At 68.7% G+C, this 26,408-nt stretch carries 25 protein-coding genes; 13 read left to right on the top strand and 12 right to left on the bottom strand.

Features of this window, described 5'->3' with window-relative positions:
* Positions 1-62: 62 nt before the first annotated feature.
* Both E3O39_RS14455 and E3O39_RS14450 read right to left on the bottom strand, forming a co-directional pair.
* Positions 63-1,445 carry a cell wall metabolism sensor histidine kinase WalK gene (locus E3O39_RS14455; RefSeq protein ID WP_166787221.1) on the bottom strand — a complete coding sequence of 461 codons (1,383 nt, stop codon included), beginning with the start codon at positions 1,443-1,445 and terminating at the stop codon, positions 63-65.
* 13 nt (positions 1,446-1,458) lie between these two features.
* Positions 1,459-2,136 carry a response regulator transcription factor gene (locus E3O39_RS14450; RefSeq protein WP_134445835.1) on the bottom strand — a complete coding sequence of 226 codons (678 nt, stop codon included), beginning with the start codon at positions 2,134-2,136 and terminating at the stop codon, positions 1,459-1,461.
* Positions 2,137-2,254: 118 nt separating this feature from the next.
* Here E3O39_RS14450 and E3O39_RS14445 point away from each other — a divergent pair, with 118 nt between their 5' ends.
* A complete protein-coding gene (locus tag E3O39_RS14445) occupies positions 2,255-3,112 on the top strand; it encodes a carbon-nitrogen hydrolase family protein (RefSeq protein WP_134445834.1) in 858 nt (285 codons plus the stop codon).
* A gap of 13 nt (positions 3,113-3,125) precedes the next feature.
* Here the strand turns inward: E3O39_RS14445 and E3O39_RS14440 are convergent, their stop codons facing one another.
* Together E3O39_RS14440 and E3O39_RS14435 are read right to left on the bottom strand one after the other, a co-directional pair.
* Positions 3,126-3,512 carry an ATP-dependent DNA ligase gene (locus E3O39_RS14440; RefSeq protein WP_241975386.1) on the bottom strand — a complete coding sequence of 129 codons (387 nt, stop codon included), beginning with the start codon at positions 3,510-3,512 and terminating at the stop codon, positions 3,126-3,128.
* A 116-nt stretch (positions 3,513-3,628) separates the two neighbouring features.
* A complete protein-coding gene (locus tag E3O39_RS14435; protein WP_166787220.1) occupies positions 3,629-4,366 on the bottom strand; it encodes a TetR/AcrR family transcriptional regulator in 738 nt (245 codons plus the stop codon).
* Between the two features lie 151 nt (positions 4,367-4,517).
* Between E3O39_RS14435 and E3O39_RS14430 the strand changes: the two genes are divergently transcribed.
* Positions 4,518-5,252: a glucose 1-dehydrogenase gene (locus E3O39_RS14430; RefSeq protein ID WP_134445832.1), complete on the top strand. Its 735-nt coding sequence runs from the start codon at positions 4,518-4,520 to the stop codon at positions 5,250-5,252.
* On the opposite strand, the gene E3O39_RS14425 is transcribed toward E3O39_RS14430, so the two are convergent.
* Positions 5,189-6,427 (bottom strand): alpha/beta fold hydrolase, encoded by a 1,239-nt coding sequence (locus E3O39_RS14425; protein WP_134445831.1) that lies wholly within the window; start codon positions 6,425-6,427, stop codon positions 5,189-5,191. The two genes, E3O39_RS14430 and E3O39_RS14425, sit on opposite strands and share 64 nt — an antisense overlap.
* A 230-nt stretch (positions 6,428-6,657) precedes the next feature.
* Here E3O39_RS14425 and E3O39_RS14420 point away from each other — a divergent pair, with 230 nt between their 5' ends.
* Complete coding sequence (locus tag E3O39_RS14420; protein ID WP_134445830.1) at positions 6,658-7,740, top strand: alkene reductase; 1,083 nt, start codon at positions 6,658-6,660, stop codon at positions 7,738-7,740.
* A gap of 109 nt (positions 7,741-7,849) precedes the next feature.
* Here the strand turns inward: E3O39_RS14420 and E3O39_RS14415 are convergent, their stop codons facing one another.
* On the bottom strand, positions 7,850-9,085 hold the full coding sequence (locus tag E3O39_RS14415) for an aminotransferase class I/II-fold pyridoxal phosphate-dependent enzyme (protein WP_134445829.1): 1,236 nt from the start codon (positions 9,083-9,085) through the stop codon (positions 7,850-7,852).
* 203 nt (positions 9,086-9,288) lie between these two features.
* On the opposite strand from E3O39_RS14415, the gene E3O39_RS14410 reads away from it, so the two are divergent.
* From E3O39_RS14410 to E3O39_RS14390, 5 genes are all read left to right on the top strand, one after another.
* Positions 9,289-10,989 carry a S1C family serine protease gene (locus tag E3O39_RS14410; protein ID WP_134445828.1) on the top strand — a complete coding sequence of 567 codons (1,701 nt, stop codon included), beginning with the start codon at positions 9,289-9,291 and terminating at the stop codon, positions 10,987-10,989.
* A gap of 199 nt (positions 10,990-11,188) precedes the next feature.
* The gene (locus E3O39_RS14405; RefSeq protein ID WP_134445827.1) at positions 11,189-12,175 is read left to right on the top strand and encodes a glycosyltransferase family 2 protein; all 987 of its coding nucleotides are present in this window, start codon (positions 11,189-11,191) and stop codon (positions 12,173-12,175) included.
* Positions 12,172-12,999, top strand: coding sequence for a CDP-alcohol phosphatidyltransferase family protein (locus E3O39_RS14400; protein WP_134445826.1), 828 nt, complete (start codon positions 12,172-12,174; stop codon positions 12,997-12,999). The genes E3O39_RS14405 and E3O39_RS14400 overlap by 4 nt, the downstream gene beginning before the upstream one ends.
* 3 nt (positions 13,000-13,002) lie before the next feature.
* Entirely contained in the window at positions 13,003-13,881 is an 879-nt protein-coding gene (locus tag E3O39_RS14395) for a glycosyltransferase family 2 protein (RefSeq protein ID WP_134445825.1), read from the top strand.
* A gap of 24 nt (positions 13,882-13,905) precedes the next feature.
* Positions 13,906-15,132, top strand: coding sequence for a hypothetical protein (locus tag E3O39_RS14390; protein ID WP_134445824.1), 1,227 nt, complete (start codon positions 13,906-13,908; stop codon positions 15,130-15,132).
* 8 nt (positions 15,133-15,140) lie between these two features.
* On the opposite strand, the gene E3O39_RS19565 is transcribed toward E3O39_RS14390, so the two are convergent.
* The gene (locus E3O39_RS19565) at positions 15,141-16,172 is read right to left on the bottom strand and encodes a hypothetical protein (protein ID WP_241985093.1); all 1,032 of its coding nucleotides are present in this window, start codon (positions 16,170-16,172) and stop codon (positions 15,141-15,143) included.
* A 117-nt stretch (positions 16,173-16,289) separates the two neighbouring features.
* Between E3O39_RS19565 and E3O39_RS14380 the strand changes: the two genes are divergently transcribed.
* Positions 16,290-16,565, top strand: coding sequence for a helix-turn-helix domain-containing protein (locus E3O39_RS14380; RefSeq protein ID WP_134445823.1), 276 nt, complete (start codon positions 16,290-16,292; stop codon positions 16,563-16,565).
* 6 nt (positions 16,566-16,571) lie between these two features.
* Here the strand turns inward: E3O39_RS14380 and E3O39_RS14375 are convergent, their stop codons facing one another.
* The 3 genes from E3O39_RS14375 to E3O39_RS14365 are packed head-to-tail and all read right to left on the bottom strand — an operon-like array spanning position 16,572 to position 18,889.
* Positions 16,572-17,354, bottom strand: coding sequence for an ABC transporter ATP-binding protein (locus E3O39_RS14375; RefSeq protein WP_134445822.1), 783 nt, complete (start codon positions 17,352-17,354; stop codon positions 16,572-16,574).
* The gene (locus E3O39_RS14370; protein ID WP_241975384.1) at positions 17,354-18,154 is read right to left on the bottom strand and encodes an ABC transporter permease; all 801 of its coding nucleotides are present in this window, start codon (positions 18,152-18,154) and stop codon (positions 17,354-17,356) included. Before E3O39_RS14370 ends, E3O39_RS14375 begins: the two co-directional genes overlap by 1 nt.
* A gap of 42 nt (positions 18,155-18,196) precedes the next feature.
* Positions 18,197-18,889: an NTP transferase domain-containing protein gene (locus E3O39_RS14365; RefSeq protein ID WP_134445821.1), complete on the bottom strand. Its 693-nt coding sequence runs from the start codon at positions 18,887-18,889 to the stop codon at positions 18,197-18,199.
* 258 nt (positions 18,890-19,147) lie between these two features.
* On the opposite strand from E3O39_RS14365, the gene E3O39_RS19905 reads away from it, so the two are divergent.
* The 4 genes from E3O39_RS19905 to E3O39_RS14345 are packed head-to-tail and all read left to right on the top strand — an operon-like array spanning position 19,148 to position 23,700.
* Positions 19,148-21,343 carry an ATP-binding cassette domain-containing protein gene (locus E3O39_RS19905; protein ID WP_370294911.1) on the top strand — a complete coding sequence of 732 codons (2,196 nt, stop codon included), beginning with the start codon at positions 19,148-19,150 and terminating at the stop codon, positions 21,341-21,343.
* Positions 21,319-22,896: a hypothetical protein gene (locus tag E3O39_RS14355; protein WP_134445820.1), complete on the top strand. Its 1,578-nt coding sequence runs from the start codon at positions 21,319-21,321 to the stop codon at positions 22,894-22,896. The genes E3O39_RS19905 and E3O39_RS14355 overlap by 25 nt, the downstream gene beginning before the upstream one ends.
* 7 nt (positions 22,897-22,903) lie before the next feature.
* Positions 22,904-23,386, top strand: coding sequence for a DNA alkylation repair protein (locus tag E3O39_RS14350; protein ID WP_134445819.1), 483 nt, complete (start codon positions 22,904-22,906; stop codon positions 23,384-23,386).
* Positions 23,387-23,406: 20 nt separating this feature from the next.
* The gene (locus tag E3O39_RS14345; RefSeq protein ID WP_134445818.1) at positions 23,407-23,700 is read left to right on the top strand and encodes a DUF3039 domain-containing protein; all 294 of its coding nucleotides are present in this window, start codon (positions 23,407-23,409) and stop codon (positions 23,698-23,700) included.
* Positions 23,701-23,737: 37 nt separating this feature from the next.
* On the opposite strand, the gene E3O39_RS14340 is transcribed toward E3O39_RS14345, so the two are convergent.
* Entirely contained in the window at positions 23,738-25,066 is a 1,329-nt protein-coding gene (locus E3O39_RS14340) for a nicotinate phosphoribosyltransferase (protein ID WP_134445817.1), read from the bottom strand.
* A gap of 93 nt (positions 25,067-25,159) precedes the next feature.
* Positions 25,160-26,392: a beta-ketoacyl synthase gene (locus E3O39_RS14335; protein WP_134445816.1), complete on the bottom strand. Its 1,233-nt coding sequence runs from the start codon at positions 26,390-26,392 to the stop codon at positions 25,160-25,162.
* Between the last annotated feature and the right edge of the window lie 16 nt (positions 26,393-26,408).

Genomic DNA, 26,408 nt, shown 5'->3' with positions numbered 1-26,408 from the left:
TCGGGGGTTTCCCGACGACCCGGTGTCGGGCGCCTGCGAAGGCTCTCAGTTTGGCGCTGTCGTCAGGCCCGCGGGCCCTGTCCGGTGCGGATGCTGCGCGGCAGACGGATGTCGATGGCCAGGCCCGTCCCCGTGTTGCGCAGGCTGATGGTTCCCTTCGCCCGCGTCACGATGGCGTGCACGATCGCGAGGCCGAGCCCCGACCCGATCGAGCCGCTCGCGCGGGACTGTTCCGGCCGGGAGAACCGGTCGAAGGCCACCGGGATGAACGATTCCGGCATGCCGGGCCCCGTGTCCACGACGCTCAGCATGGCACCCTCTGCGAGGCTGCGGAGCGTGACGGTCACGGCGCCGCGGCCGCCCATGGCGTTGATGGCGTTCGAGATGAGATTGTCGATGAGCTGCCCGACGTTGGTCACCGAGATCGCATAGCGGCCGGTCGGATCCTCGCCCTCGATCTCGTAGTCGACGTCGAGATCCTCCCCGTTGCGAACCACCCTTGCGCGGTCGACCGAGGCCGAGATCTCGGCGATCAGGTTCTCCCAGCCGCACTCCGGCGGGGCCTGCTGGCTCTCGAGCTTGGACAGTTCCAGCAGGTTCGTCGCGAGCCGGGAGAGGCGGTCCACGGTGCGGGAGGCGTCGTCGATGTCCGCCTCGAGGGCCGGAGCGTCGCCGGAATTGAGATGCGCGAGCTCGAGCTGCGCCTTGAGCACGGCGAGGGGAGTGCGCAACTCGTGGCTCGCATCCGACACCACCTGCTTCTCCCTGTCGAGACTGCGGCGCAGCCGGGAGATGAAGTCATTGAGCGTGACCGCGAGGCGGCTGACCTCGTCCCTGCCCGCCGGGACGAGCAGTTGCGCGGACGACCCGGTCGTGCTCAGGCTCTCCGCCTCCTTGCGCAGCCGGTTCACCGGGCGGAGGGCCGCGCCGGTGAGCAGCCACGAGGCGAGGCCGAATCCCACGGTCAGCAGCACGGTGCCCATGATGAGCACCCGGCCCAGTTCGTCGAGCAGCAGGCCGAGTGCCTCCTCGTTCCGCGCCGTGATGACGACCCAGTTGCCCTGGTTGGTCACGGCCGTCGTCGCGGCGACAAGGTACCTGGCGTTGCCCGCGTCGATCGTCTGCGGCGTCTCGCCGATCGTCGCGAGCTCACTCACGCGTTTCCGCAGCGCCATCGGCAGCGAGGACTTGGAGATCTGGCCGTCCGGACCGACGATCGCGATGAGCTGGCCCTCGCTCGGGCCGTCGATGGGTTCTGTCGGGTTGCGGATCAGGTCCGTCACGATCGGGGCAGCGTCGCTGTGCAGCAGTGTCGTCGTCGTCTCGATCAGGATCGCCTGGACCTCGCCGCGGAAGAACACCGCTGCACCGCTGAACAGGACAGCGGCGATCACGAGACTGCCGACGGTGATGCGGGCCCGGATCGACAGCCCTGGCAACCTCATGGACGTGCTCCGCTCACTCGACGAGTTCCACGGCATACCCGGAGCCGCGTACGGTCACGATCCGCATCCCGGCCGCCGCAGAGTCGATCTTGCGCCGCAGGTAGCTGATGTACTGGTCGACGATGTTCGGGTCGATGTGTTCGGTGCCGTTCCAGATCTCTTCGAGGATCGTCGTGCGGTCGACGGTCGTCCCTGCCCGGCTGCACAGCAGGCGGAGCAGCGCGACTTCCTTGGGGCTCATCGAGACGGACCGGCCGGCCACGGTCACCTTGAGGTCCCGGGAATCGATGGCGAGGTTGCCGAGTTCGAGGCTCAGCGGTGTTGCCATCGACTGGCGTCTGAGCAGGGCGCGCACCCGGGCGGTGAGCTCGAGGAAGGCGAAGGGCTTGGTGAGGTAGTCGTCCGCACCGCTGTCGAGCCCGAAGACCCGGTCGTCGACGGTGTCCCTGGCGGTCAGGAGCAGGACCGGCATGGTGTTGCCGGAGTCGCGGATGCGCCGACAGATCTCGAACCCGGTCATCTGCGGCAACATCACGTCGATGGCCGCAAGGTCGAATTCGTTGTTGTTGATCGCGATCAGGGCATCCATCCCGTTCCCGACCCTGACGATCTCGTAGCCCTCTGCCTCGAGTCCGCGTTCGATCAGCGCGCCCATTTGTTCGTCGTCTTCCACGACCAGGATCTTCGTCATGCCCGCCCCTTTTGCTCGTACGCCGCTACCTCTTCATGCTGGCACGTTCCCGGTGCGGAGCGTGACCAGTCTGAGGGTTCCGCTCCAATCGCGCCGCCCTCGTGGCTAGGCTGACGCCATGGTCGAAACCCCGCCTGCCACGCCAGCGCCCGCCCGGACGGTGCCTGTCGACCCGACGGCCGTCGGTGTCGCCGTCGCCCAGTTCGTCCCAGGGGCCGACCGGGAGGCGAACCTCGCCGAGGTCGCCCGCCTGGCCGGCATCGCGGTCGCCCGCGGCGCGCAGCTCGTCGTGTTCCCCGAGTATTCCGCGTTCTTCGAGCCGACCCTCGGGCCGGCGTTCGTCGCGGCCGCCGAGCCGATCGACGGGCCGTTCGTGACGGCGCTCGCGGCGCTCGCCGAAGGCCTCGGCCTCGTCATCGTCGCGGGCATGCTCGAGGAGGCCGTCGGTGCCGGACGATTCTTCAACACCCTCGTAGCGGTCGGGTCGTCGGGCGAACTCCTCGCCCGCTACCGCAAGCTGCACCTCTACGACGCTTTCGGAGAGCGCGAATCCGACTGGGTGCTGCCCGGCGCGATCGAGCCGCCGCAGACCTTCTCGGTCGGAGGGCTGCGGGTGGGGTTGCAGACCTGTTACGACATCCGCTTTCCCGAGGTCACCCGGCGACTCGTCGACGCGGGTGCCGAGCTCGTGCTCGTGCCCGCCGAATGGGTGCGGGGCCCGCTCAAGGAGCAGCAGTGGCGCACCCTCCTGACCGCGCGCGCGATCGAGAACACTGTTTATGTCGCCGCCGCCGACCACGCCCCGCCGATCGGCGTCGGCACGAGCATGATCGTCGACCCGATGGGGGTCGAACTGGTCACGATCGGCGAGACGACGGATGTCGGCCTCGCCTGGCTCACCTCGGCTCGCCTCGGGCAGGTGCGTGCGGTCAACCCCGCACTCCGGCTCCGGCGCTTCGGGATCGTCGAGGTCTAGCCGCCGGGGAGCCTCAGCCCTCGGTCGCGATCGTGTCCTGGGAGGCCGCTGCCGCCCGGGAACGGAAACCGGGTTCCTTGCGCATCACGTGGTCCTGCTCGGACATCGCCCGCTCCTCTCCCGTGGCGACGAGTCCCTGGGAGCTGTTCGCCGAGCGGGTGAGCTGGGCGAGCCACAGCGGATTGATGGTCGGCGGCTGGCCGCCGGAGAACTTGAAGTACAGCGGGATGGCCGGGTGCAGCCAGGCGGAACTGCGACCGTCTCCTGCCTCTGCGGCGTTCCGCCAGGACAACAGGAAACTCTCGCCGCGGCGTAACTTCTGCACGATCACGATTTGCAGGTGCGCGAGGATCCGGTCGTCGAATTCGACGGTGACCCGGTCATACGTCAACGAACCCATGGGGCGCCGCTTTCAGTCGGTGAACTCTCGCGCGAACAGCAGACCGCCCTTGTGGGGCATCCGCTGGGTTCGCACTTTAAGTGTGGTCGTAATTCCCGGTCAATACAAGGGAATCGTCAGGCCTCGGCGGTCGCGGCCGGCACCTGCTCGACGATGCCGTGCAGCACGAGGTCGATCTCGGTGCGGAGCGAGTCCGGCAGGCTCTCCATCGGCTCCCGTCCCAGCCCGCATCGGATCAGGGCGAGGTGGAGCAGCGAGAAGATACTGCGTGCCGCAAGCGCCGGGTCCACCCCCCGCCGGAGCCGCTCCGATTCTCCGGGGGTCTCCGTCCCGTAGCCGCTGAGCACGGTCGCGATGGTGGCCTCGAGCCCGTCGACGAGCTCGAGGGCCTCGACGCGGTAGGTCCCGGTGGGCTCGCCGCACAGGATCTCGCGCTGGTAATAGGCGGTGTTCTCCGGGTGGCGCGCGGCGGAGGTCAGCAGGGGGAGGAGGAGGGCCATGATCGCGTCCGTCGGGGCGAGGGATGCGTCCGCCTTCGTTGGATCCTGCCGGGTTCCGGTCAGGGCCCTGCGCCACTCGTTGTTGAAGACCATCAGGAGGAGCTCGGGCTTCGAGCTCGCGTACCGGAAGAGCGTCCCCGCCGCGACATCCGCGCGATCGGCGATGTCCTGGGTCGTGACGAGCGCGTAGCCGCGCTCGGCGAAGAGATCCTCGGCGGCCGCGAGGATGCGGCCCTGCTTGTCACGCTTGTTGCGTTCGCGGCGGCCAGGAGTGGCACTGGCGGCGTCGGCGTCGGCGTCGGCAACGGCGGCGGCACCGGCGGCCGGTGTCGTGCCTTCGTCTGGTCGGCGCACGGGGATCCTCACTCTGGGTCGGCTGCTTCCCGGGACGGTGCCACGGGGTTTTCTCAATCGTAGATTCAATCAGCTGATTCCAATATAACGGAGTACGCTCATTTTTGAGTAGAGTACAGATTCATTGAACCCGAAGAGAAAGGTGGCCATCATGGGTCGCGTTCAAGGCAAAGTGGCACTGATCAGTGGCGGTGCCCGCGGAATGGGAGCATCACACGCGCGTCGGCTGATCGCGGAGGGAGCGCAGGTGGTCATCGGAGACCTCCTCGACACCGAGGGCGAGGCCATGGCGACCGAACTCGGCCCGTCCGCACGCTACGTGCACCTCAACGTCACCGACGCAGACGACTGGTCTGCCGCTGTCCTGTTCGCCGTGGAAACCTTCGGCGGGCTGGACATCCTCGTCAACAACGCCGGAATCGCGAGCGCCGCGCCGATCGAGAGCTTCCCGATCGACGTCTGGACCCGCACCATCGAGATCAACCTCACCGGTACGTTCCTCGGCATGCGGGCCGCCATCCCTGCGCTCTCACGCCGCGGCGGCGGCTCGATCGTCAACGTCTCATCGGTCGAGGGCCTCCTCGGCAGCGCGGGCCTGCACGCCTACGTCGCGTCGAAGTTCGGCGTGCGCGGCATCACGAAGTCGGTCGCGCTCGACGTGGCGCCCCTCGGCATCCGCGTGAACTCGATCCACCCCGGCTTCATCGAGACGGCCATGACGAAGTCCCTCGACGTCGACATGGTTGAGATCCCGTTGCGCCGTGGCGCCAAGCCCGAGGAAGTATCGAGCCTGGTGCTGTACCTCGCGAGCGACGAGTCGAGCTACTCGACCGGCGCAGAGTTCGTCATCGACGGCGGCCTCACGATCGGCATCCCGCACAACTGATCGTTCACGTCCCCGCTCCGCCCGGCGGGCCCGTGAGAGTACACTTTCGGCCCTTGAACCATCGGTTTAGGGGCCGAAAGTGTACTCTCGCGGAGGCTGCTCAGGGCTTCGAGGGCGGCGAAGGGCTTCTCGATGTGGGCGAAGTGGCCCGTGCCCGCGATCGTTCGCGAAACGAACCCGGGAATGACGGCGGAGAGCCGGGCGCGGTCCGAATCGGCGACGAAGATGTCCGCGTCGCCCTGGATCGCGCGCACCGGGCAGGTGATGCGGGCCCAGGACCGTTCCGGGTCATGGGCTCCGGCGAGGGCGGATGCCTCGACGAAGGCCCGCGGACGGACTTCCGTCGCGAGGGCCGAGATCACGCTCGCCGGTACGGCGTCGACCCGGCTGAACAGCGGCGCGGTGAGCCCGCGCAGCACACCCACCCTGTTGAGCCAGCGCACGAGGCCGCGGCCGGCGGGCTCGGCGACCGCGAGGGCGCGCATGACGCCGAGCAGGGCCGTGTACCCGGGCAGCAGGGTGAACCTGGTGATCGGATGCCGCACGCTGTCCACCACCGAGAACGTCGTCGCAGAGACGAGGGAGACCGACACGGTTGCGGCAGGTTCGAGTGCGGCCAGTTCGAGGGCGAGGAAACCGCCGAGCGAGTGCCCGACGACGTGCCAGCGCTCGTAGCCGAGTGCACGGACGGTTTCGGCGATCGCGGCCGCGACGGTCGTGATGCCCGGGGCGGGCCGGGTGGAGTGCCGGCCGGAGGCATCCGCTGGTTCGCTGTCGCCCCAGCCGGGTAGGTCCGGAATGATCAGGTCGGTCAGGGCGAGTGCGCCGGATGGAACGCGTCCCGTCGAGCCCGCCGAGCCACCGTTCGTCGCCGCCGAGAGGAGCGGGGTCCAGGTCGTCCAGGAGCCGGCAGCCCCGTGCAGCAGGACCGTCGCCGTGTCGCTGCCCGTGCGGCGGCCGTGACGCACCGCAAGCGTGCCGGAGCCGAGGCGCATCGAACTCGTGGTGAGGCCGAAGGCGCGTGCGTCTGTCGAGAGTGGGAACGGGCAATACTCATCCCGCCGAGTTTCGGGCACGGACGTCACGGACGTCCTGGACGTCCCGGCCGGCACGAGAGACGTCACCGGGGCGGGCGCCGCCGTGCGGTCGGGAGTTCGTGTCACCAGGATGGTCATGCCTGGTATTCGTCGCCGCGGGGCGATCGGTTTGCCCGCGTCGGGACAGGCTGAGACCGCTCGCAGCCCGGCCCGGCCCGGCGTCGGCGTCCCGGCGGCGGACGACGGTGTGGACCGCGTGTGGAATAGGACCGGGCCCGGGCCCGTTGTCTGCAGCGCACCCTGCGTTTCCCTGCGCCGGCCCGTTCGGCCGCGCCCGGCGGAACTTCCGTACTACGAAAAGAGCGACTGTGACCCTGTTCTCCCCGCTGACCCTCGGCGACCTGCACCTGCCGAACCGACTCGTGATGGCGCCGCTGACCCGCACCAGGGCGGGCCTCGACGGCATCCCCGGACCGATGGTCATCGAGCACTATCGCCAGCGCGCATCCCTCGGCCTGATCGTGTCGGAGGGGGTCTACCCGAGCCACGCCGGACAGGGCTACACCGGCCAGCCCGGACTCGTCACCGCCGAGCAGGTCGACGGCTGGCGTTCCGTCGCGTCGGCCGTGCATGAGGCCGGCGGCCTCATCGTCGCCCAGGTCATGCACGCCGGCCGGGTCTCGCACGACCTCGTCAACGGCGGCTTCGACGTCGTCGCGCCGAGCGCGATCGCCATCGAGGGCGAGACGCACACCCCGGAGGGCAAGAAGCCATACCCCGTTCCGCACGCGCTGACCGAGGCCGAACTCCCCGGAATCGTCGCGGAATTCGTGCGCGCGTCGCAGAACGCCATCGCGGCAGGGCTCGACGGCGTCGAGATCCACAGTGCCAACGGCTACCTCCTGCACGAGTTCCTGTCACCGGCCTCGAACCAGCGCACGGATGCCCACGGCGGTTCGCCGGCGAACCGCGCCAGCTTCGTGATCGAGGTCGCGACTGCTGTTGCCGCCGCGATCGGCGCCGGCCGGGTCGGGATCCGCATCTCACCGGAGCACAACATCCAGGACGTGCTCGAGACGGATGCCGCAGAGACCCTCGCGACCTACACCGCCCTGGTCGACGGGCTGGCCCCGCTCGGCCTCGCCTACCTCAGCGTGCTGCACCAGGACCCGACCGGCGACCTGATCCAGGGACTGCGCACCCGCTTCGGCGGACCGCTCCTGATCAACACCGGCTTCGGCACCGTCACGACCCGGGCCGAGGCCATGGCCATCCTGGCCGATGACGTCGCAGACGCCGTCGTCGTGGGACGCGCCGTCATCGCCAACCCCGACCTCGTGCACCGCTGGCGCGACGACCTCCCGCTCAATGCCCTCGACCCGCAGACCCTCTACGGCAGCACGGCCGCCGGCTACACGGACTACCCGGCGCTCGCCGCCGCCGCGGAGTAACACTCGCCCGAACCGATTCGACGGACTTTTTGAGTTTCTGGGCCGGTTTGCGGCCGCCCAGGTTACGAAAACCCGGCATCTCCGTCGAATCGGTTCGGGCGGCCTCGCGCTACCGGGCGGCCGGGCGCAGGGCGGCGAGCCGTGCGGCAGCCTGCTCCAACAGGTCCACCTTCTTGCAGAAGGCGAAGCGCACGAGCGAGGCATACTGCGGCCGGTGTTCCGGACTGCAGAACGCACCGATCGGCACGGCGACCACGCCGGCGAGGGCGGGAAGGTCGCGACAGAAGTCAGCGCCGTCCTCGTATCCGAGAGGCGCGGCATCCGCCACGATGAAATACGAACCGCTCGGGCGCGACACGGCGAAGCCCGCGGCGACCAGGCCGCGCTCGAGGACGTCACGCTTGCCCTGCAGCGAGGCCGCGATACCCGTGAAGTACGAGTCCGGGAGATCGAGCCCCCTCGCGATCGCCGGCTGGAACGGCGCACCGTTCACGTAGGTCAGGAACTGCTTGACCGCGAGGATCGCCGTCACGAGCGCGGCGGGTGCTGTCAGCCAGCCGATCTTCCATCCGGTCGTGTTGAAGGTCTTCCCGCCGGAGGAGATCGTCACGGTGCGCTCGAAAGCCCCCGGAAGCGTCGCGACGGGCAGGTGCTGCACACCGAAAGTGAGGTGTTCGTAGACCTCGTCGGTGACGATGATCGCGTTGTGCTGTTCGGCGAGCCGCACGATGAACTCGAGCGTCTCGCGGGAGAACACGGTCCCGGTCGGATTGTGCGGGTTGTTCACGAGTATGAGCCGGGTGCGATCGGTGATCACCGCACTGAGCTCGTCGAGATCCGGCTGGAAGTCCGGCGTGCGCAGGCGCACGGTGCGATGGATGCCGCCGCCGAGTGCGATGAGGCCGCCGTACGCGTCATAGAACGGTTCGAACGTCACGACTTCGTCGCCGGGCTCGATCAGGGCGAGGATCGTCGCAGCGAGCGCCTCTGTCGCCCCCGCGGTCACGAGGACCTCGGTCTCCTGGTCGACACTGAGGCCGTAGAAACGCTGCTGGTGGCGGGCGATCGCGTCGAGAAGCACGGGGAAGCCGCGGCCAGGCGGGTACTGGTTGACCCCGTCCGTGATGGCCTGTCTGGCGGCGTCGAGAACCTCGATGGGTCCGTCCTCATCCGGGAACCCCTGTCCGAGATTGATCGCGCCGGTGCGGACGGCGAGCGCGCTCATCTCGGCGAAGATGGTGGCGGCGATCGTGCCGTCGGCGCCCAGCAGGCCGGCACCACGGGCCGTCCGGCGCCAGGCGCCCGGAATGGCCGCGGTCGGAACTGTCTCGGGGGAGCCGTGCATGACTCCAAACTACGACATCCCCCGTGTCGGTGGCTCACGGGACCGGTTCGCAGGCGAGGATTGCTGCGCCGATCCGGCCGACCCCGGTCGCTGGGCTGCCACCCCAAGCAACATCACGGCTTCGTCATTGAATGCTCTCAGCTTGGGCGGAGGATTCGTTCAGGTTCGGGCGCGAAGCTGGCATCGCTTGGAAGGAGCACCTCATGACCGAACACCCTCAGGACCCAGACATTAATCGAGATCGTCCCGCTGCCGACGTTCCCTCCGACGCCGGCCAGGCCGCCGCGTCCGGACAGCCGGCCAACGCCGCCGTCCCCGCCGATACCACCGAGTACCCGGCCCCCTCCGCGAACGCGGACAACACGACCGAGGTCGTCGGCTTCCCGCAGGCCGCGCAGCCGGTTGCAGAGCAGCCGCAGGGCGTCGTCGCCCAGCAGGCGTCCGCCCCCGCAGACGTCCAGGCCGCCCAGGCTCCCCAGCAGCCCGTCGCGAACGCGTCGAACCAGATCACCCAGCCGACGCTTCCCTACGCGACGGATGCCTTCGGACGGCCCCTCGGCGGAGCCGACGGCTCTGTCCCGCCGCACTTCGCAGCATCGGCTGCACCCTTCTCCTACGCTCCCCAGGGTGGCGGCCCGAACGGACCGACCGGCCCGTCGTCGGCCCCCCATCCGAAGGACCCGGCCCGCCGCCGTGCCGGACTCAGCCTCGTTGCGGCGCTCGCGATCGGCGCCCTCATCGGCGGCGCATCCGGCGCCGGCGTGATGGCGCTCCTTTCCGGAGGCCAGGGCAACGGCACCCCCGTCAGTCAGGCCCAGGGGTCGAGCACCGTCGTCGTCAACAACACCGAGAGCGTCAACCAGATCACGGCAGCCACCGCGAAGGCCATGCCGAGCGTCGTCACCATCAACGCGACCAGCGGAACCTCCGGCGGCACCGGTTCCGGAGTCGTCCTCACCTCCGATGGCTATGTCCTGACCAACACCCACGTCGTGACACTCGACGGCGCGAGCGCAGACGCGACCCTCGAAGTCACGGCCAGTGACGGGAAGGTCTACAAGGCGACAATCGTCGGCACAGACCCGATCTCCGACCTCGCGGTCGTCAAACTGACCGACGCGAGCGGCCTCACCCCGATCAACTGGGCAGACTCGAGCAAGCTCAACGTCGGCGACACCACGATCGCCATCGGCGCACCGCTCGGCCTCTCCGGAACCGTCACCGACGGCATCGTGAGCGCCCTCAACCGGAGCATCTCGATCGCCTCATCGGCGGCGCCCACCACGGACACGCCGGACACCACGGCCCCGAGCACGGACAACCCGTACTTCTGGAACTTCGACCTCCCGAACAAGGACGGAAGCGCGCAGTCGACCACTCCGAGCACGACGAGCAGCATTTCGCTCTCCGTAATCCAGACGGATGCCGCGATCAACCCCGGCAACTCCGGCGGCGCCCTGCTCAACTCCAAGGGTGAACTGATCGGCATCAACGTCGCCATCGCCAACGCGGGCGGGTCCTCCTCATCGGGAACGGCTGCCGGAAGCATCGGCGTCGGCTTCTCGATCCCGTCGAACCTCGCCAAGCGCGTCTCCGACGAGCTCATCGCCAACGGCAAGGCCACCCACGGGCTGCTCGGTGCGAGCATCACGAGCGCGACGAGTGACACGAGCAGCACGGTCGGCGCCCTCGTCAGCGAGGTCAGCTCCGGTGGCGCAGCCGAGAAGGCGGGCCTGAAGAAGGGCGACGTCGTCACGAAGTTCAACGGAGTGCCGATCACCGACGCGAAGGATCTCACCGCCCAGGTGCGGGTACTCGCCGCCGGCGCCACCGCCGACCTCGTCTACGTCCGCGACGGCAAGTCGTACACCGTGACCGTCACGGTCGGGGAACTGTCCAGCTAGCAGCTCCCGTCCTCCTTCCACGCCCTGCGCCGCCGGTCATCGACCGGCGGCGCAGTCGTGTTTCCGCTCCGGTGCGCCAGCCGTCAGGAGGCCCCCAAAGGGGTGGGCTGGTAGTCTGGACAGTCCGCAACGGAATGGACACCCGATCGAACAGGCAGCACACACCGGCGAAGCGCCCCTGATCGGTGTCTCCTACGTGATGCCCGTGCTCAACGATGTGCTGCACGTCCGGGCCGCGGTGACGAGCCTCCTGGGCCAGGATTACACCGGTCCGTTCGACGTCACGCTGGCCCTTGCACCGAGCATCGACGGCACGGAGGAACTCGTCGCGGAACTCGCCGAACTCGACCCGCGCATCCGTGTCGTGCCCAACGAGATCGGATCGACCCCTGCCGGCCTCAACGCCGCGATCCGTGCATCCGCCTACCCCGTCGTGATCCGGGTCGACGCCCACTCGGTGCTGCCGAGCGACTATGCGCGCGTCGCCGTCGATACCCTCGAGCGCACCGGGGCGGACAACGTCGGCGGAGTCATGGACGCGCGGGGCACCGCTCCGTTCCAGCGCGCCGTCGCCCGGGCTTACGGCACCCGGATCGGCCTCGGCGGAACGCCCCTCCACGTCGGTGGGCCGGAGGGCGCCGCAGAGACGGTCTACCTCGGCTGCTTCCGCCGCGACAGCCTCCTGCGTGCCGGGCTCTTCGACGAGACCATCAAGCGCGGCCAGGACTGGGAGCTCAATCGGCGCCTCCGCGAGCAGGGCGGCACGGTCTGGTTCACACCGAGGCTGCGCGTCGTCTACCGGCCGCGACCGAGCCTGTCCAGACTCGCCCGCCAGATGCTGTCCACCGGAATGTGGCGCGGGGAACTCGCGCGGCGCTTCCCCGCAGACAACGGCATCCGCTATTTCGTGCCTCCCGTGATGGTGCTCCTCGTCACCGCCGGAGTGGTACTGGGCTTCGCCGGCGTCGTCGTACCGTGGCTGCTGCTGGGCTGGATCGCCCCGGTCGGATACCTGCTCGTCGTCCTCCTGGCCACCGTGGTCGTGACTCGCCCTGATGGCGGGCGCTCCGGCGCCTGGTTCCTTCTAGTCTTGCCCTGTATCCACTTCTGCTGGGGTTTCGGCTTCCTGCTCGGATACCTGAAACTCACCAGCAATATCGCGGCACGGACCGGGAGACACCTATGACATCCCACTCACATTCCACCGGTCGGGTGCGCCAGCCCCGGCCGACGTCGATCGCCGAGTTGCGGGCCGTCGCGCAGCCGCCCGAGGTACGCCTGCGGGCGAACGCCGAGCACTGGACGGCCTCGCTCTACCTGCGCGACGTGTCGCCGTATCTCACCTGGCTGCTGCTGAAGACGAGCGTGACCGCGAACGGTGTCACGGCGCTGATGATCCTCGTCGGCTGGTCGACCGCTGCGGCGCTGCTCATCCCCGGTGTCTGGGGGGCCCTGCTCGCGCTGATCCTCGGGCAGCTGCAGATGCTCGTCGACTGCTGCGACGGCGAAGTCGCGCGCTGGCGAGGCGAATCGTCGCCAGCCGGGGTCTTCCTCGACAAGGTCGGTCACTACTCGACGGAGGCGCTCATTCCGATCGCGTTCGGCATTCGCGCGGCGGCCTACCCGTTCGAATCGCCGGAGGATTTCCTCTGGACGACTCTCGCGTTGCTGCTCGCCCTCGTGATCGTGCTCAACAAGGCGCTCAACGACATGGTGCACGTCGCCAGGGCGAACGCGGGGCTCACCAAGCTCGCCGACACGCGCGGTGAGCAGACCCCGACTCCCGGCAGGATCGCCCAGCTGCGCAGGCTCGCCCGGTTCCTGCCGTTCCACCGCCTGTACCACTCCGTCGAACTCACGATCCTGATCTTCGCCTCCGCGGTGATCGGCCGTTTCGTCGGCGAGCCTCTCATGGACCGGATCGTGCTCATCGCTCTCGTGCCCCTGTCGATCCTCGCTCTTTTCGGCCATTTCGTCGCAATCATGGCGTCGCGCCGCGTCCGGTCCTGAGCGGTGAGCGACACCGTGCTGCCGAGGGTCGGTGTCGTCGTGCTCACCCAGGGCACCCGGCCGGATGACCTCGCCAGCGGCATCCGCTCGGTGCTCGCCCAGCAGGAGGTCGTCCTCGACGTGGTCTGCGTGGGCAACGGCTGGGTACCGACCGGGTTACCGGGTGCCGTCCAGGCGCTGGCCCTGACGGAGAACCTGGGCATCCCCGCCGGTCGCAATCGCGGCGTCCCCCTTGTGACGGGCGAGTACCTCTTCTTCCTCGACGACGACGCGAGCATCCCGGACCCCCGGTTCCTCAGTCGCGCGGTCGCGCAGCTCCGCGCGGACCCGTCGATCGGCCTGCTGCAACCCCGGGTGACCGATCCCACGGGCGCGGCGGCGCCGACCCGCTGGATTCCGCGCATCCGTAAGGGAGCCGCGACAGAGTCCGGCGCCGTCTTCTCGGTCTGGGAAGGTGCCGTGGTGATGCCCCGTGCGGTCTTCCTGGCCACCGGAGGCTGGGCCGAACCGTTCTTCTACGCGCACGAGGGCATCGAACTGGCGTGGCGGGTCTGGGACCAGGGGCTGCGCACCTGGTACGCGGGAAACCTCGAAGCAAATCATCCCGTCATCCAGCCCACCCGGCACGCCGACTACTACCGGCTGAACGCGCGCAACCGGGTCTGGCTCGCCCGGCGCAACCTGCCTGCCGTGCTGGTCCCGGTCTACGCCGGTTCCTGGCTCGCGATCCAGCTGCTGCGATTCCGCAGCGACCGGCCGGCACTGCGGGCCTGGCTCGCCGGATTCCGGGAGGGCTGGCGCAGCAACCCGGGGGAGCGGCGGCCGATCAGCGCCCGCACGGTCTGGCGGATGTCCCTGGCCGGCCGTCCCCCCATCGTCTGACCCGGTGCTCGGTACTCTGGAGGGATGACCATTCGAAAAGACATCGGCCTGGCCGTCAAGCTGGTCAAGGATGTCGCCGCGTCGCGCCGGGCACAGAAACTGCTCGCCGGCCGGCTCCTCGGGGACGGTCCGCTTCCGCTCGGCCGTTTCAAGATCGCGGTCTACTTCGCCGACGGCGCCGTCAACCTGTATCAGATGCGGCAGTGGTACCGGCCGCTCGCCGTGCTCGCCGAGACCTGGCCCGTCATCGTGTTGAGCCGCACCGGGACCGGGGCGCTGCCGATGTCCGAGGAGTGCCCGGTGCCGGTGACCTACGTGCGCAAGGTCGCCGACCTCGAGCGGGTCGTCGCGGAACAGGACATCCGCATCGTGTTCTACGTCAACCAGAACGCCCGGAACTTCCAGATGATGCGCTACCCGCGGTGCTGGCACGTGTTCATCAACCATGGCGAGAGCGACAAGATGTACATGGTCACGAACCAGATCAAGGCGTACGACTACGCCTTCGTCGCCGGTGACGCCGCCCTCGCCCGTCTCGACCGGGTGCTCTGGGACTACGACTTCGACAAGCGGGCGATCACCATCGGCCGCCCGCAGGCGGACCACTACAGCGGCGTGCTTCCGTACGTTCCCGACGACCGGCAGGTCGTGCTCTACGCGCCGACCTGGGAAGGAGACCGGCCCACCGCGGCATACGGCTCGATCGCGAGCCACGGCGTCGCACTCGCCACTGCGCTCCTCGCCTCGTCGCGGCATCGCCTGATCTACCGGCCGCACCCGCGCAGCGGGGTCACCGACGAGGCATACGGCGCAGCCAACCGCAGGATCATCGCCCTGATCAAGGCGGCGAACGCCCGCGATCCCGCCGCTCACCACATGTACGACACCGGTGCGGAGCTCGGCTGGCAGCTCGCGGCGGCGGACGTTGCCATCGTCGACATCTCAGCCATGGTCTACGACCGGCTCGCCGCAGGCAAGGCCCTTCTCGTCACCCGCCCCGCCGATCCCGCTGCCGAGATCGACACCGGCGGGTACCTCGCGGCGTGCGAATGGCTCGACGCGTCCGCCGCCTCCTCGATCGTGGGCACGGTGGATGCGCTCGCGCACGACCCGGAGGCCGAGGCCCGGTTGGGTGTGTGGGTCGAACGCTACTTCGGCGACGCGGCACCCGGTGCGGCCACCGCTCGCTTCCACGCGGCCGTGCAGCACCTGATGGACGAGTGGGAGCGGTTCGACGCCGTTCGGCCCTGAGCGGCCTGCTACGGTCGCGGAGAGGAGGCCGGTTCGCGGGGAGACACGTCCTGCCCGGCGGCCGCGTGATCCGAATCCGCGTGAGCCGAATCCGGGTGATCCGCCGTTGCGGTGCCTGGAACCCCTGACTCCAGCGGTCGGCCACGGCGCAGCAGCCGCGGGACCATGCGGGGGAGCACGGTGAGGGTGCCGTGCCCGAGCTGCCCGAGCTGGGTGATGCGGTGGCCGGCGGCGACCCGCAGCGCGCCGGCACGGCCGACTCCCTCGAGGCCGCCGCCCTCGCGCACGATCGCCTCGCGTATGCGCGGGTCGAGTTCGGGACGGAAGCCCGCAGGCGGCTGGCCGAAGGCGAGCCGGGACGAGGTCAGCACCCGCTTGCCCAGAATATGGTTGCCGGCGCCGCCGACGACGGCGCCGACGCCGAAGGGGAGCGCCTTGCCGACGAAACTCGCGGAGCCGCGGGTCGCGAACTGGCGGATGAACGAGCTCTTCAGGCGATCGGTGAGCGGACCCATGATGGCGCGCGGAATGCTCGCGGTGACGAGTTCGCCCCAATAGGCCGTTCGGACCGCACCCGTTCCGCTGAACTGGCCGGCAAGCTGGCGGACGAGGTCGGAGCCCTCCCTGCCGAGCATCATCGTCATGACGAGGGCGCGGGCGCGCTCCGGGTCGTCGACGGCAATGCCGTGCACCTCGCTCACCGACTGGGCGAACAAGGCTGTCGCTTCGAGGAACCCGGCGGTCTCGACGCCGGACAGTGCGAGGGTCACCCCGGTGCCGACGCCGGGAATGACGGCCGTCGCCCCGACGGCCGCGCCGCCGGTCGTGACCATGGCGAGGTAGCGGCGTTCGAGGATCCTGATGATCTGTGCGGGGTCCGAGTCCGGTGAGCGCCGGCGGATGCCGCGGATGTGGGCGAGCACAGCCGGGCGGTGGATGGCCATGACCCGGTCGAATCCCCGGATGATGCCGGTCGGAAGCTGGCCGCCCTGCGGCAGACCCCCGGTCGTCGAGACGAGGGGTTTCACTCTTCGTGCCATGTCGATGCCGTCCTTCCGATTTCCGTCGAGTTTACGTTGCCGGTCTGACAGGGGAAGGTATTCACATCTTTTCCCCGGCCACTGGCGGTTTTCCCACTTCAAGCCTATAGATGGAGGATGCCGGAGCCGAAGTCAGAAGCGAGCCGCCTGCTGGGACTGCGCCTGCGGCAGCGCCGAACGGAACTCGAGCTCAACCAGGAGTCTGTCGCGCACCGGGCCGGACTCAACGTGTCCAATTACGCCAGGATCGACCGCGGCACTGGGAATCCGACCTTCCACACCCTGATCCGGCTCGCGGACGTGCTGAGCCTCGAGGTCGGGGACCTCCTCACCGGCCTGACCAAGGAACAGCTGCCGCCCGATCGCGACAGCCTCGCCATCGTCGATCCTTGAGCCGGCTCAGGCGGGCCGCACGCCGTAATCGGCGTCGTACCGGGCGAGGACCTCGTCGAGTGGACCGTCGAGGACGAGCGCGCCCTTGTCGAGGTAGAGGCCCCTGGCGCAGAAGCGACGCAGGTCGCGTTCGTTGTGCGAGACGAAGAACAGGGTGCGGCCGCCGGCGAGCAGTTCCTCGATCCGGCGATAGCACTTCTCCCGGAAGGCCTTGTCGCCGACGGCGAGCACCTCATCGACGAGGATGATCGGCTCCTCGAGCCGGGAGATGACCGCGAAGGCGATGCGCACCTTCATACCGCTCGAGAGGTGCTTGTACGGGGTGTCGACGAAGTCTCCGATCTCGGCGAAGTCGAGAATCTCGTCAAAACGCTCGCCGATCTGTTTCTTCGTCATGCCGTGCAGGCCCGCCGTGAGATAGACGTTGTCGCGCACGGTGAGGTCATCGACGAAACCGCCGGTGATCTCGATCAGTGGTGCGACGCCCTCCGTCACCCGCACAGTGCCCTCATCGGGCAGGACGACCCCGGTCACGAGCTTGAGCAGGGTCGACTTTCCCTGGCCGTTGCGACCGACAACGCCGATGGCCTCTCCGCGCTGCACCGTGAAGGATACGGCGCGCAAGGCCCAGAATTCGCCGGGTCTGGTGCGCCGGGCCCCGCTCGCGAACAGGTCCTTGAAGCTGCGCCTGCCGCGTCGGTTACGGCGAAAACGGATGCCGACCCCGGCCAGGGCGATCACAGGCGCCCCGGTCACGGCCGATCCCGGCGTCCGGACTGTTCCCGTCATCACAGCTCCTTCAGGACCGCGCGCTCGGTGCGCGTGAAGACCAGCAGCCCGAGTCCGAGGAAGGCGACGGACATGGCCGCGCTGACGCCGACGGTGAACCAGTCGAGGTTGCCGGGGAAGAAGGCCGCCCGGTAGAGGCTGAAGATGCCGCTGAGGGGATTGAACGCCGCCCAGAAGTGCAGCTGGTGCGGCAGGTCCTGGGTGCTGTAGATGATCGGGGATGCGTAGAACAGGAAGCGCAGGATGAGTTTGACGGCGCGTTCCAGATCGCGGAAGAACACGACGAGCGGCGCGACGATGAGGCCGACCCCCGCCGTGAGGATCGCCTGGATCACGATGGCGAGCGGGAAGAACACGATTTCGACGCTCGGCCGGGCGCCGGCGAACACGGCGAACAGCACGAGCACCGGGATCGAGGCGAGGAATTCGATGCCCTTGGAGAGCACGAGCCGGTTCACCCAGATGGTGCGGGGGATCCGGGTCGACCGGATCAGCTTCGCCTCGCGCAGGAACGCGCGCGTGCAATCGGAGACGGTTCCGTTGAACCACATCCAGGGCAGCAGCGCGCTGAGCAGGAAGATGATGTACGGCTCGTGCCCGACGCCCCGGTGGAACACCTGGGTGAACACGAACCAGTAGATCCCGGCCATCACGAGCGGGTCGAGGATCGACCAGAAATAGCCGAGGAACGAGGTGGAGTAGCGGACCCGCAGGTCGCGCTGGGTCAGGAGCCACAGTGAGTGGCGGTAGCGGGAGAGAGCGGTGAGCTGTTCAGGGCGCACTTCTGCGTAGCTACTCACAGACTCCACTCTAGATGTTCACAAAATCAGGGTGAATGCGAATCAGACGAACAGGTTCGCGCGCTCGAGGTCTTCGGCGAAATCGACCTCGACAGCGTAGAAGTCGGAGATGTCGAGGGGTTCGATCAGCAGGCCGTTCTTCTCGATCGCGAGTTCGATGCCGCGCTCGAAGTAGTCCTGGTCGTTCACCCTGGCGAGATGGCGCACCAGGATCGCCTTGTGCGCACTGGAGATGAAGTTGATGCCAACGGCCTCTCCGAGTCCACCGGTCACGGTCTTGGAGAGTTCCCTGATGTATCCCTCGTCGTCGGTCGTGTACTTGACCTCTTCTTCGGACACCTGTGAGGTGTTGACCGTCACGAAAGACTGGTCGCGTTCGACCATGGCGTGCGCCCGATCGAGGACGGCGGGATCGAAGACGACGTCGCCGTTCATCCAGAGCACCCCGCCCGCGCCGGAGGCCTGCAGGGCGCGCAGGAGGCTCTTGGACGTGTTGGTCTGGTCATATTCCTCGTTGTAGACGAAGGATGCCTGGGGGAACGCCTCGATGATGTGCTCGAGCTTGTAACCGACGACGATGGTGACGCGGGCCAGGGATCCGAATGCGTGCTCGATGTTGTCGAACTGCTGACGCATGATCGACCGGCCGTCGCTGAGTTCCGTGAGCGGCTTGGGCAGTGAACGACCCAGTCTGCTGCCCATTCCCGCTGCCAAAATGACTACCTGGGTGGCCATATTTGTCTCCTAAACAGTGTCGGGCTACCTGCGCCCGGTTCGAAAAATGTCGAGCCAGTTTGCCTGTGGTTCACCTCGTCTTTTCCGTTCAGACACACCAACACGAAAGGATCAGTCTACCCGAAGTGCCCCTTTCGGGTGCCGCCGCGTGGAATCGGCCCCGGTGAACGGGCCGGGTCGAGCGCGTTTTCGGCGGGATTCGCGCCCGCCATCCAGTCTTGTCGGAGGGTCGTTGGTAGGGTTGGCGAGGTGACTCACGTGCCTCCCAACTCCGAGCCCAACGAGCCGACCACAACTGTGCCCGCGTCCGATTCGGCCCCGTCGAACGACGCAGCCACTCCGGCGCGTCCGGCCAAGACGACGCCCGACCGCGCAACCTCGGCGCGCACCGCTTCACCCCGAACTCCGGCAGCCCGAACCCCCGTCGCCCGAACCCAGAAGCCCCGCGCCAGCCCGGTTCGCAAGGTTGCCGCGGCTCCCCAGAAACCCGCTGATCCGGCCGAGCCGTCCCCGACCCATGTCGCCCCTGCGGCAGGAGCCGCGGCCAAGACCCGCACGACCGCAGAAAAGGCCGAGACGGCCGCTCGTCAACGCGCCGCGAGGGCGAGCGCGGCGAAGTCGCGTGCCGCGAAGGCTGCCGTCGTCCGTGCGGAGGCCCTTGCCGCCGCGGAAGCCCTCGCCCAGGCGCAGGCCGAGGCGGAGGCGGAGGCTCGTGCCCGTGCCGAAGCCGAAGAGTACGCAGCTGCCCAGGCTCGCGAGTACGAGGCGGCCGAGGCGCGCGCCCAGGCGGATGCCGCCGCACGCGCGAAGGCGCAGGCCGATGCCCTGGCTCTGGCCGCGATCAAACCGCGTCCCGACCCGGAGGCGCTTGCCCGCGCCCAGGCGCAGGCCCGCACCGAGGCCCTCGCCAAGCGTTCACTCGGCCCCATGCCGCCGGACGCGCCCGCACGCGGCGGCCGGCTTCCCGTACCCGGCGTCGTGCCGATCGTCGTGCCATCCGTTGTCTCAGCGCCTCCCGCCGTTCCCAAGCCCCCACGCATCCGCCCGGGAGTCGGGACCTCCAGAGACTGGGTCGCCACGGCCGTCCTCGGCCTGCACCTGCCCCCCGTCGAGAACAAGTCCACCACGCCGGCAGCCACGCAGCCGAAGGACGACGAGGTGTCGACGGTCCGTCCGGACCCGACACCTCCGCCCGCGACCAAGGTCATGCCGGTACCGGCACCGGTTCGTGCTGGTGAGCCGATTGCCCCATCCGTTCCGGAACCGGGACTCGTCGCTGTCCCTGAGCCGATCGACGCTCCGGAGCCCGACCCCGGGCCCGTCGTCGCCGCAGCACCCGTGCCGATCGTCGCGAAGGCGGCAGGGTCCTCGACTCTCGACGAGCCGGCGACCGTCACCGAGCCCGCAACCGAGCCTGAAGCGGAGCCCGTCACCGAGCTCCTCAGTGAGCCCGAAACTGAGCCCGTCACCGAGCCGGAAACCGAACTCGTGCCCGAGACAGAAACCGAGCCCGAAACCGTGCACTCGGTGGAGCCCCAGGCCCCGCCCGTGCCGGAGCTCGTGTCCGAACCGGAACCGGAACCAGAACCCGAGCCGGAACCCGAACCGGAACCGGAGCCAGAGCCAGAGGTCGAGCCTGCCGAGCCGGCTGCCGCGAACCTCGCCATCGCTCCCGGTGCCCGTACCGCACCCGCCCCTGTCGTCCTCTCCGTCACGGCCCTGCGTAAGTCCTTCGGAAGCACGCTCGCCGTCTCCGGAATCAACCTCGAGGTCCGCACCGGCTCCTTCTACGGCATCGTCGGCCCGAACGGTGCGGGCAAGACCACGACCCTCTCCATGGTCACCGGCCTCCTCCGTCCGGACGACGGTTCGATCGAGGTCCACGGCATCGACGTCTGGAGCGACCCGGTCGCCGCGAAGCGCGTCATCGGGGTGCTGCCGGACCGACTGCGTCTCTTCGACCGCCTGACCGGCGCCCAGCTGCTCTACTACGCCGGCGTGCTCCGCGGGCTCGACGGGGCGACCGTCCGGAAACGATCCGCCGACCTCGCCGTTGCGTTCGGACTCGAGGACGCACTCAACCGACTGGTCGCCGATTACTCGGCGGGCATGACCAAGAAGATCGCCCTGGCCTGCGCGATGATCCACTCGCCGCGCCTGCTCGTTCTCGACGAGCCGTTCGAATCCGTCGACCCGGTCTCGGCGGTCAACGTGACCGAGATCCTGCAGAAGTACGTTGCAAGTGGCGGCACCGTCGTCCTCTCGAGCCACAGCATGGACCTGATCCAGCGGGTCTGCGATCACGTCGCGATCATCGTCAACGGCAAGGTCCTCGCGGCCGGCACTGTCGACGAGGTGCGTGGCGGGCAGACCCTCGAAGAACGGTTCATCGAACTCGCCGGAGGGCGAAAAGTGGCGGAGGGGATGGAATGGTTGCACAGTTTCTCGGACTGAAGCTCCGGCTCTTCGGCAATCTCTTCCGGCGGAGCCCCTGGCAGGTCGTCGGCATCGTGATCGGACTGCTCTATGGGCTCGCGGTCGCGGCCGGGATCTTCGCCCTGCTTGTCGGCCTGCGCTTCGTCGACGACGGCGTCGGTTCGATCCGTGACGGCATCGTGGTCGCCGGCTCGCTCGTCGTGCTCGGCTTCCTGCTGATCCCGCTCATGACGGGCATCGACGACAGCATGGACCCCCGCAAGTTCGCGGTCATGGGCATCCCCAACCGGCAACTGTCGCTGGGGCTTGCCGTGTCCGCACTGATCGGCGTCCCCGCAATCGTGCTCACGATCGTGCTGCTCGGCACCATCGTGACCTGGTCGCGCGGACCCGGTGAGACCGTGTTCGCCGTCCTGTCCGCGGCGCTCCTCCTTGCCACCTGCATGCTCGGCTCCCGGGTCAGTACGTCCATTGCTTCGTTCCTGCTGGCCACTCGCCGCGCGCGGGAGATCGCCGGAATCGTCGGCGTTCTCCTGCTCGTCATGTTCGCTCCCGTCACCGTGCTCGTGGTCAACCTCGACTGGAGTCTCTACGGCACGGGCTTCATCGGCGGCCTCAGCAGTATCCTCGGCTGGACTCCGCTCGGGGCGGCCTGGTCGGCGCCCGGCGACGCGGCAGGTGGGGACTGGGGTGCTGCACTCCTCAAGCTGCTCGAGGCCGCGGCATTCCTGCTCGTCCTCTGGGTCGCCTGGCAAGCGCTCGTGAGCCGGATGCTCGTCTCACCCGGCAGGGAAGCCGTCGCCAAGGAGTACGGCGGCCTCGGCTGGTTCGACCGCCTGCCGAACAATGCCGCGGGCGCCATCGCCGCACGAAGCCTGACCTACTGGCGCAGGGACCCCCGCTACGGCATGTCCCTCGTGATGATCCCGGTGATCCCGGTGCTCGTCGTTCTCCCGCTCGCGTTCGCCGGGGTTCCGGTCCAGGCCCTCGCGCTCCTGCCGGTGCCGCTGATGTGCATCTTCCTCGGCTGGGCGCTTCACAACGACGTCGCGTTCGACCACACCGCGATCTGGCTGCACGTCGTCTCCGGCACCCGGGGCATGGCCGACCGGATGGGCCGGCTCGTTCCCGCGTTCTTGGTCGGAATCCCACTGACCGGCATCGGCTCGTGCATCAGCGTCGCCGTGTACGGCGACTGGGGCGCGTTCCCCGCCGTGCTCGGCGTGAGCACCTGCATCCTGCTGACCGGACTCGGTTTCTCGAGCTACAGCTCGGCGCGCTTCCCCTACCCGGCATCCAAGCCAGGCGACAGCCCGTTCACGCAGCCGCAAGCCTCCGACACCGCGGCAGCGCTGATCCAGTCCGTGACCCTCGTCGGATCGGTCATCCTCTCGCTCCCGGCGATCGGGTTCGCGGTCCTCGGCCTCTTCGTCGATCCGGTCTGGCTGCTGCCGTCCCTCGCGAGTGGTGTCGTCGTCGGCCTGCTCACCCTCTGGGGCGGCATCTGGCTCGGGGGCCGCACGTTCGACGCCCGCGGACCCGAGATGCTCGCCTCGGCGCTGCGCGCCTGACCCGTCGGTGAGCGCCGCCTGCGAGTTCGTCGATACCACCCTGCGCAACGAGGGGGACGAATACCGGGCCCAGGCGGAGAAGACCAGACTCGGAAGCGACCTGGACTTCTACGGGGCGACGATCGGGGCGATCCGGGGCACGATCCGGGACGCTGCCCGGCGGTACCCGGGGCTGACGCATGACGAGGTCACGGCGCTCAGCACAGAGCTGTGGGACGTTCCCGTCTTCGAGCGCCGGTTCGCCGCCGTCGTCCTGCTGCAGTCGAACGTCGCACTGCTGACCAACACCGATCTCACCCGGATCGAAGGCTTCCTCCGCGACGCCCGGCTGGCCGCGCTCGCGGATCCGCTCGCCCGCGATGTCACCCGCCCCCTCGTCGGACGGCTCTCCGGACTCCCTCGCACCAGGGCGGATGCCGCCATCGAGCGCTGGGCGCGCGACCAGGACCCGTGGCTCCGCCGCACCGCCGCCCTCGTGAGGGAAGCCTGACGCTGCCTAGACTAGGACCCATGATCAGAATCATTCGCGCCAGTATCGCCGAACCGGGCAACCCCGGCCAGCCGGGCGGCGGTACGTCCACGCTCGACCGCGAGCTCGAGGAACTGCTCAACACCGAGCAGATCGAACCGGGCGACCACGAGCGGTTCTCCCACTACGTACCCAAAGACAAGATCCTCGAGAGCGCCATCTCCGGCAAGCCGGTCAAGGCACTGTGCGGGAAGATGTGGATTCCCGGTCGCGACCCGGAGAAGTTCCCGATCTGCCCGACCTGTAAAGAGATCTACGACACGATGAAGAAGTAGCGGTTCCGCAGACCCCTTCCGGTCTACCCGTACCTGTCTACCCCTGCTCGTAGATCGTCGGGATGACGGGCTCCCCGCGGCCGAGGCGGAAAGCCTCGATCGGCAGCTCACGCATCACAGAGGCATGGTGCAGTCTCGCGCGTTCCGTGCCGGCCGCCCCGAGGTGGCTTTCGTCGATCACGCCGTCTGTGACGAGCGGGACGAGCAGTACCCGGTCCCGCCCGGATTCCTCCGCGGGCTCCGTCGTGTCTGCGGGGTCGCCGCCGAGGAGGACGACCTCGGCGCGGGCCGTTCCGCTCGCGTCGAGACGTCGAACGGCCCGCTTGAGGCCCCCGACCGAGACCTTGGCCGCGGATGTCTTCGCGACGGACACCCACTCGCCGGCGTCGTTCCGGTGCGCGACGAGCTTGTAGACCATCCCGGCGGCGGGGGCACCAGAACCCGTGACGAGGGAGGTGCCGACGCCGAACGCGTCGACGGGAGACGCCGACAGTGCGGCGATCGAATACTCGTCGAGGTCGCTTGTCACCGTGATGTGGGTGTTGACCGCGCCGAGCGAGTCGAGCTGGGCGCGCGCGCCGGCGACGACGGTCGGGAGGTCCCCTGAGTCGATCCGGATCGACCCGAGCCCTGTCCCGGCGACCGCGACGGCCCTGTCGATTCCGGCCTGGATGTTGTAGGTGTCGACGAGCAGGGTCGTCGAGGAGCCGAACGCCGCCACCTGGGCTTCGAAGGCATCCGCTTCGCTGTCGTGCAAGAGCGTGAAGGAATGGGCCGCCGTACCCATCGTGGGGATGCCCCAGCTGCGCCCGGCCTCGAGATTGCTCGTGGACGCGAACCCGGCGATGTACGCCGCGCGGGCGGCGGCGACGGCGGCGTACTCGCTCGTGCGGCGCGAGCCCATCTCGGCGATCGGCCGGCCGAGGCTCACCGAGACCATGCGCGCGGCCGCGCTAGCGACGGCGCTGTCGTAGTTGAGCACGCTCAACACCAGGGTTTCGAGCACGACGGCGTCGGCGAAGCTGCCCTCGACGGAGAACAGGGGAGAGCCGGGGAAGTACGCCTCGCCCTCCTGGTAGCCCCAGATATTGCCGCGGAAGGCGTAGTCGGCGAGCCAGTCGAGGGTGGGCGTGCGCACGACGTGGTTGTCGCGCAGCCAGGTGAGCTCGGCATCCGTGAATCGGAAGTCCCGGATGAGCTCGAGCAGGCGCCCCGTGCCCGCGACGATACCGTAGCGGCGCCCATCCGGCAGCCGCCGGGCGAACGCCTCGAAGAGGCACTCCCGGTCTGCGGTGCCGCTCTGGATGGCGGCGTCCACCATGGTGAGCTCGTATCGGTCGGTGCGGAACGCGGAGGATTCAGTCACCCGGCCAGCCTATTCCTCCGGCGGGGTTGCCCCAGCGGACGGGCCGCGGCCGGCGTTCCCAGCCTGCCCCGGCCGCGCCTGGTCATACTCTCCCTACAGCGCGCCGAACGCGACGATGCAGTTCTGGCCGCCGAAGCCGAAGGCGTTCGCGAGGGCGTAGCGCACGGGCCGCTCACGGGCCACGAGCGGCACGTAGTCGAGCGTGCAGTCGGGGTCCGGCGTCGTGTAGTTGATCGTCGGGGGGATGATGCCCGTCTTGATGCTCAGCGCACAGAGCAGTCCGGACAGCGCCCCGGCCGCACCGATCATGTGTCCGGTCATCGACTTGGGCGCCGTGACGGCGATGCGGTCGGCGGCGTGCCCGAGCGCCCGCCGGATCGCGGAGGTCTCGGCGCGGTCGTTGGCCTGCGTCGAGGTGCCGTGCGCGCAGATCACGTCGATGTCGCTCGGGTTGAGCTTCGCCTTCGTGAGCGCCTTCGTCATCGCGGCGCTCGCGTACTGTCCGGTGGGGTCAGGGGCGACGATGCTGAAGCCGTCGCTCGTGAGCGCCCCGCCGAGCACCTCGGCGTAGACCTTCGCTCCGCGTGCCCTGGCGTGGGAGAGGAGTTCCATCACGAAGATGACGGCGCCCTCGCCGAAGACGAGTCCGCTCCGGTCGGCGTCGAAGGGGCGGCTTGCCTCGGCGGGCGAGTCGTTGTGGGTGGATGCCGCGTGCATCGCATTGAGGCCGGCGAACATCACCGGGGTGATCGCCGCTTCGACGCCACCGGCGATGACGACGTCCGCGTCGCCCATCATCAGCATCGTGCGTGCCTCGAGGAGGGCGTATGCGCCGCTCGCACAGGCGAGCGCGCTCGCGTTGACCGGGCCGTGCACGCCGAGGTCGATCGCGACCTCGCATGCGGCCATGTTGAGCAGGGAGGAGGGTACGAAGCGCGGCGGGATCCGGCGTGAGCCGCCCGAGTTGACGAGTTCCGTCGCCTCCTGGATCTCTGCATATCCCGAGACGGCGCTGTTGACGACGACGGCGGTGTCGATGCCTTCCATGGATTCGCCGAACCCGGCGTCCTGGACGGCTTCGCGTGCCGCGGCGATGGCGAGTTGTGATGCGCGTGTGGCGCGCTTGGCCTGCTTGAACGGCATCCGCTCTGAGGCGATGAAGTTCTTGACCTCGCCCGCGATGCGGGTGGGCAATCCGGAGGGGTCGAACTGGGTGATGCGTGCGACGCCGCTGCGACCGTTCGTGAGGCCGGACCAGGTCTCCCGCCAGGTGTTGCCCAGGGGCGTGAGAGCGCCCAACCCGGTGATTACGACTCGGTCAATCATGACGATCATCTCCTCG

It is taken from the genome of Cryobacterium sp. MDB2-A-1, assembly GCF_004402675.1.
Classification (GTDB): domain Bacteria; phylum Actinomycetota; class Actinomycetes; order Actinomycetales; family Microbacteriaceae; genus Cryobacterium; species Cryobacterium glucosi.
Note: the sequence above shows the minus strand (reverse complement) of the source record. Positions and strands in the feature narration are given on the sequence as shown.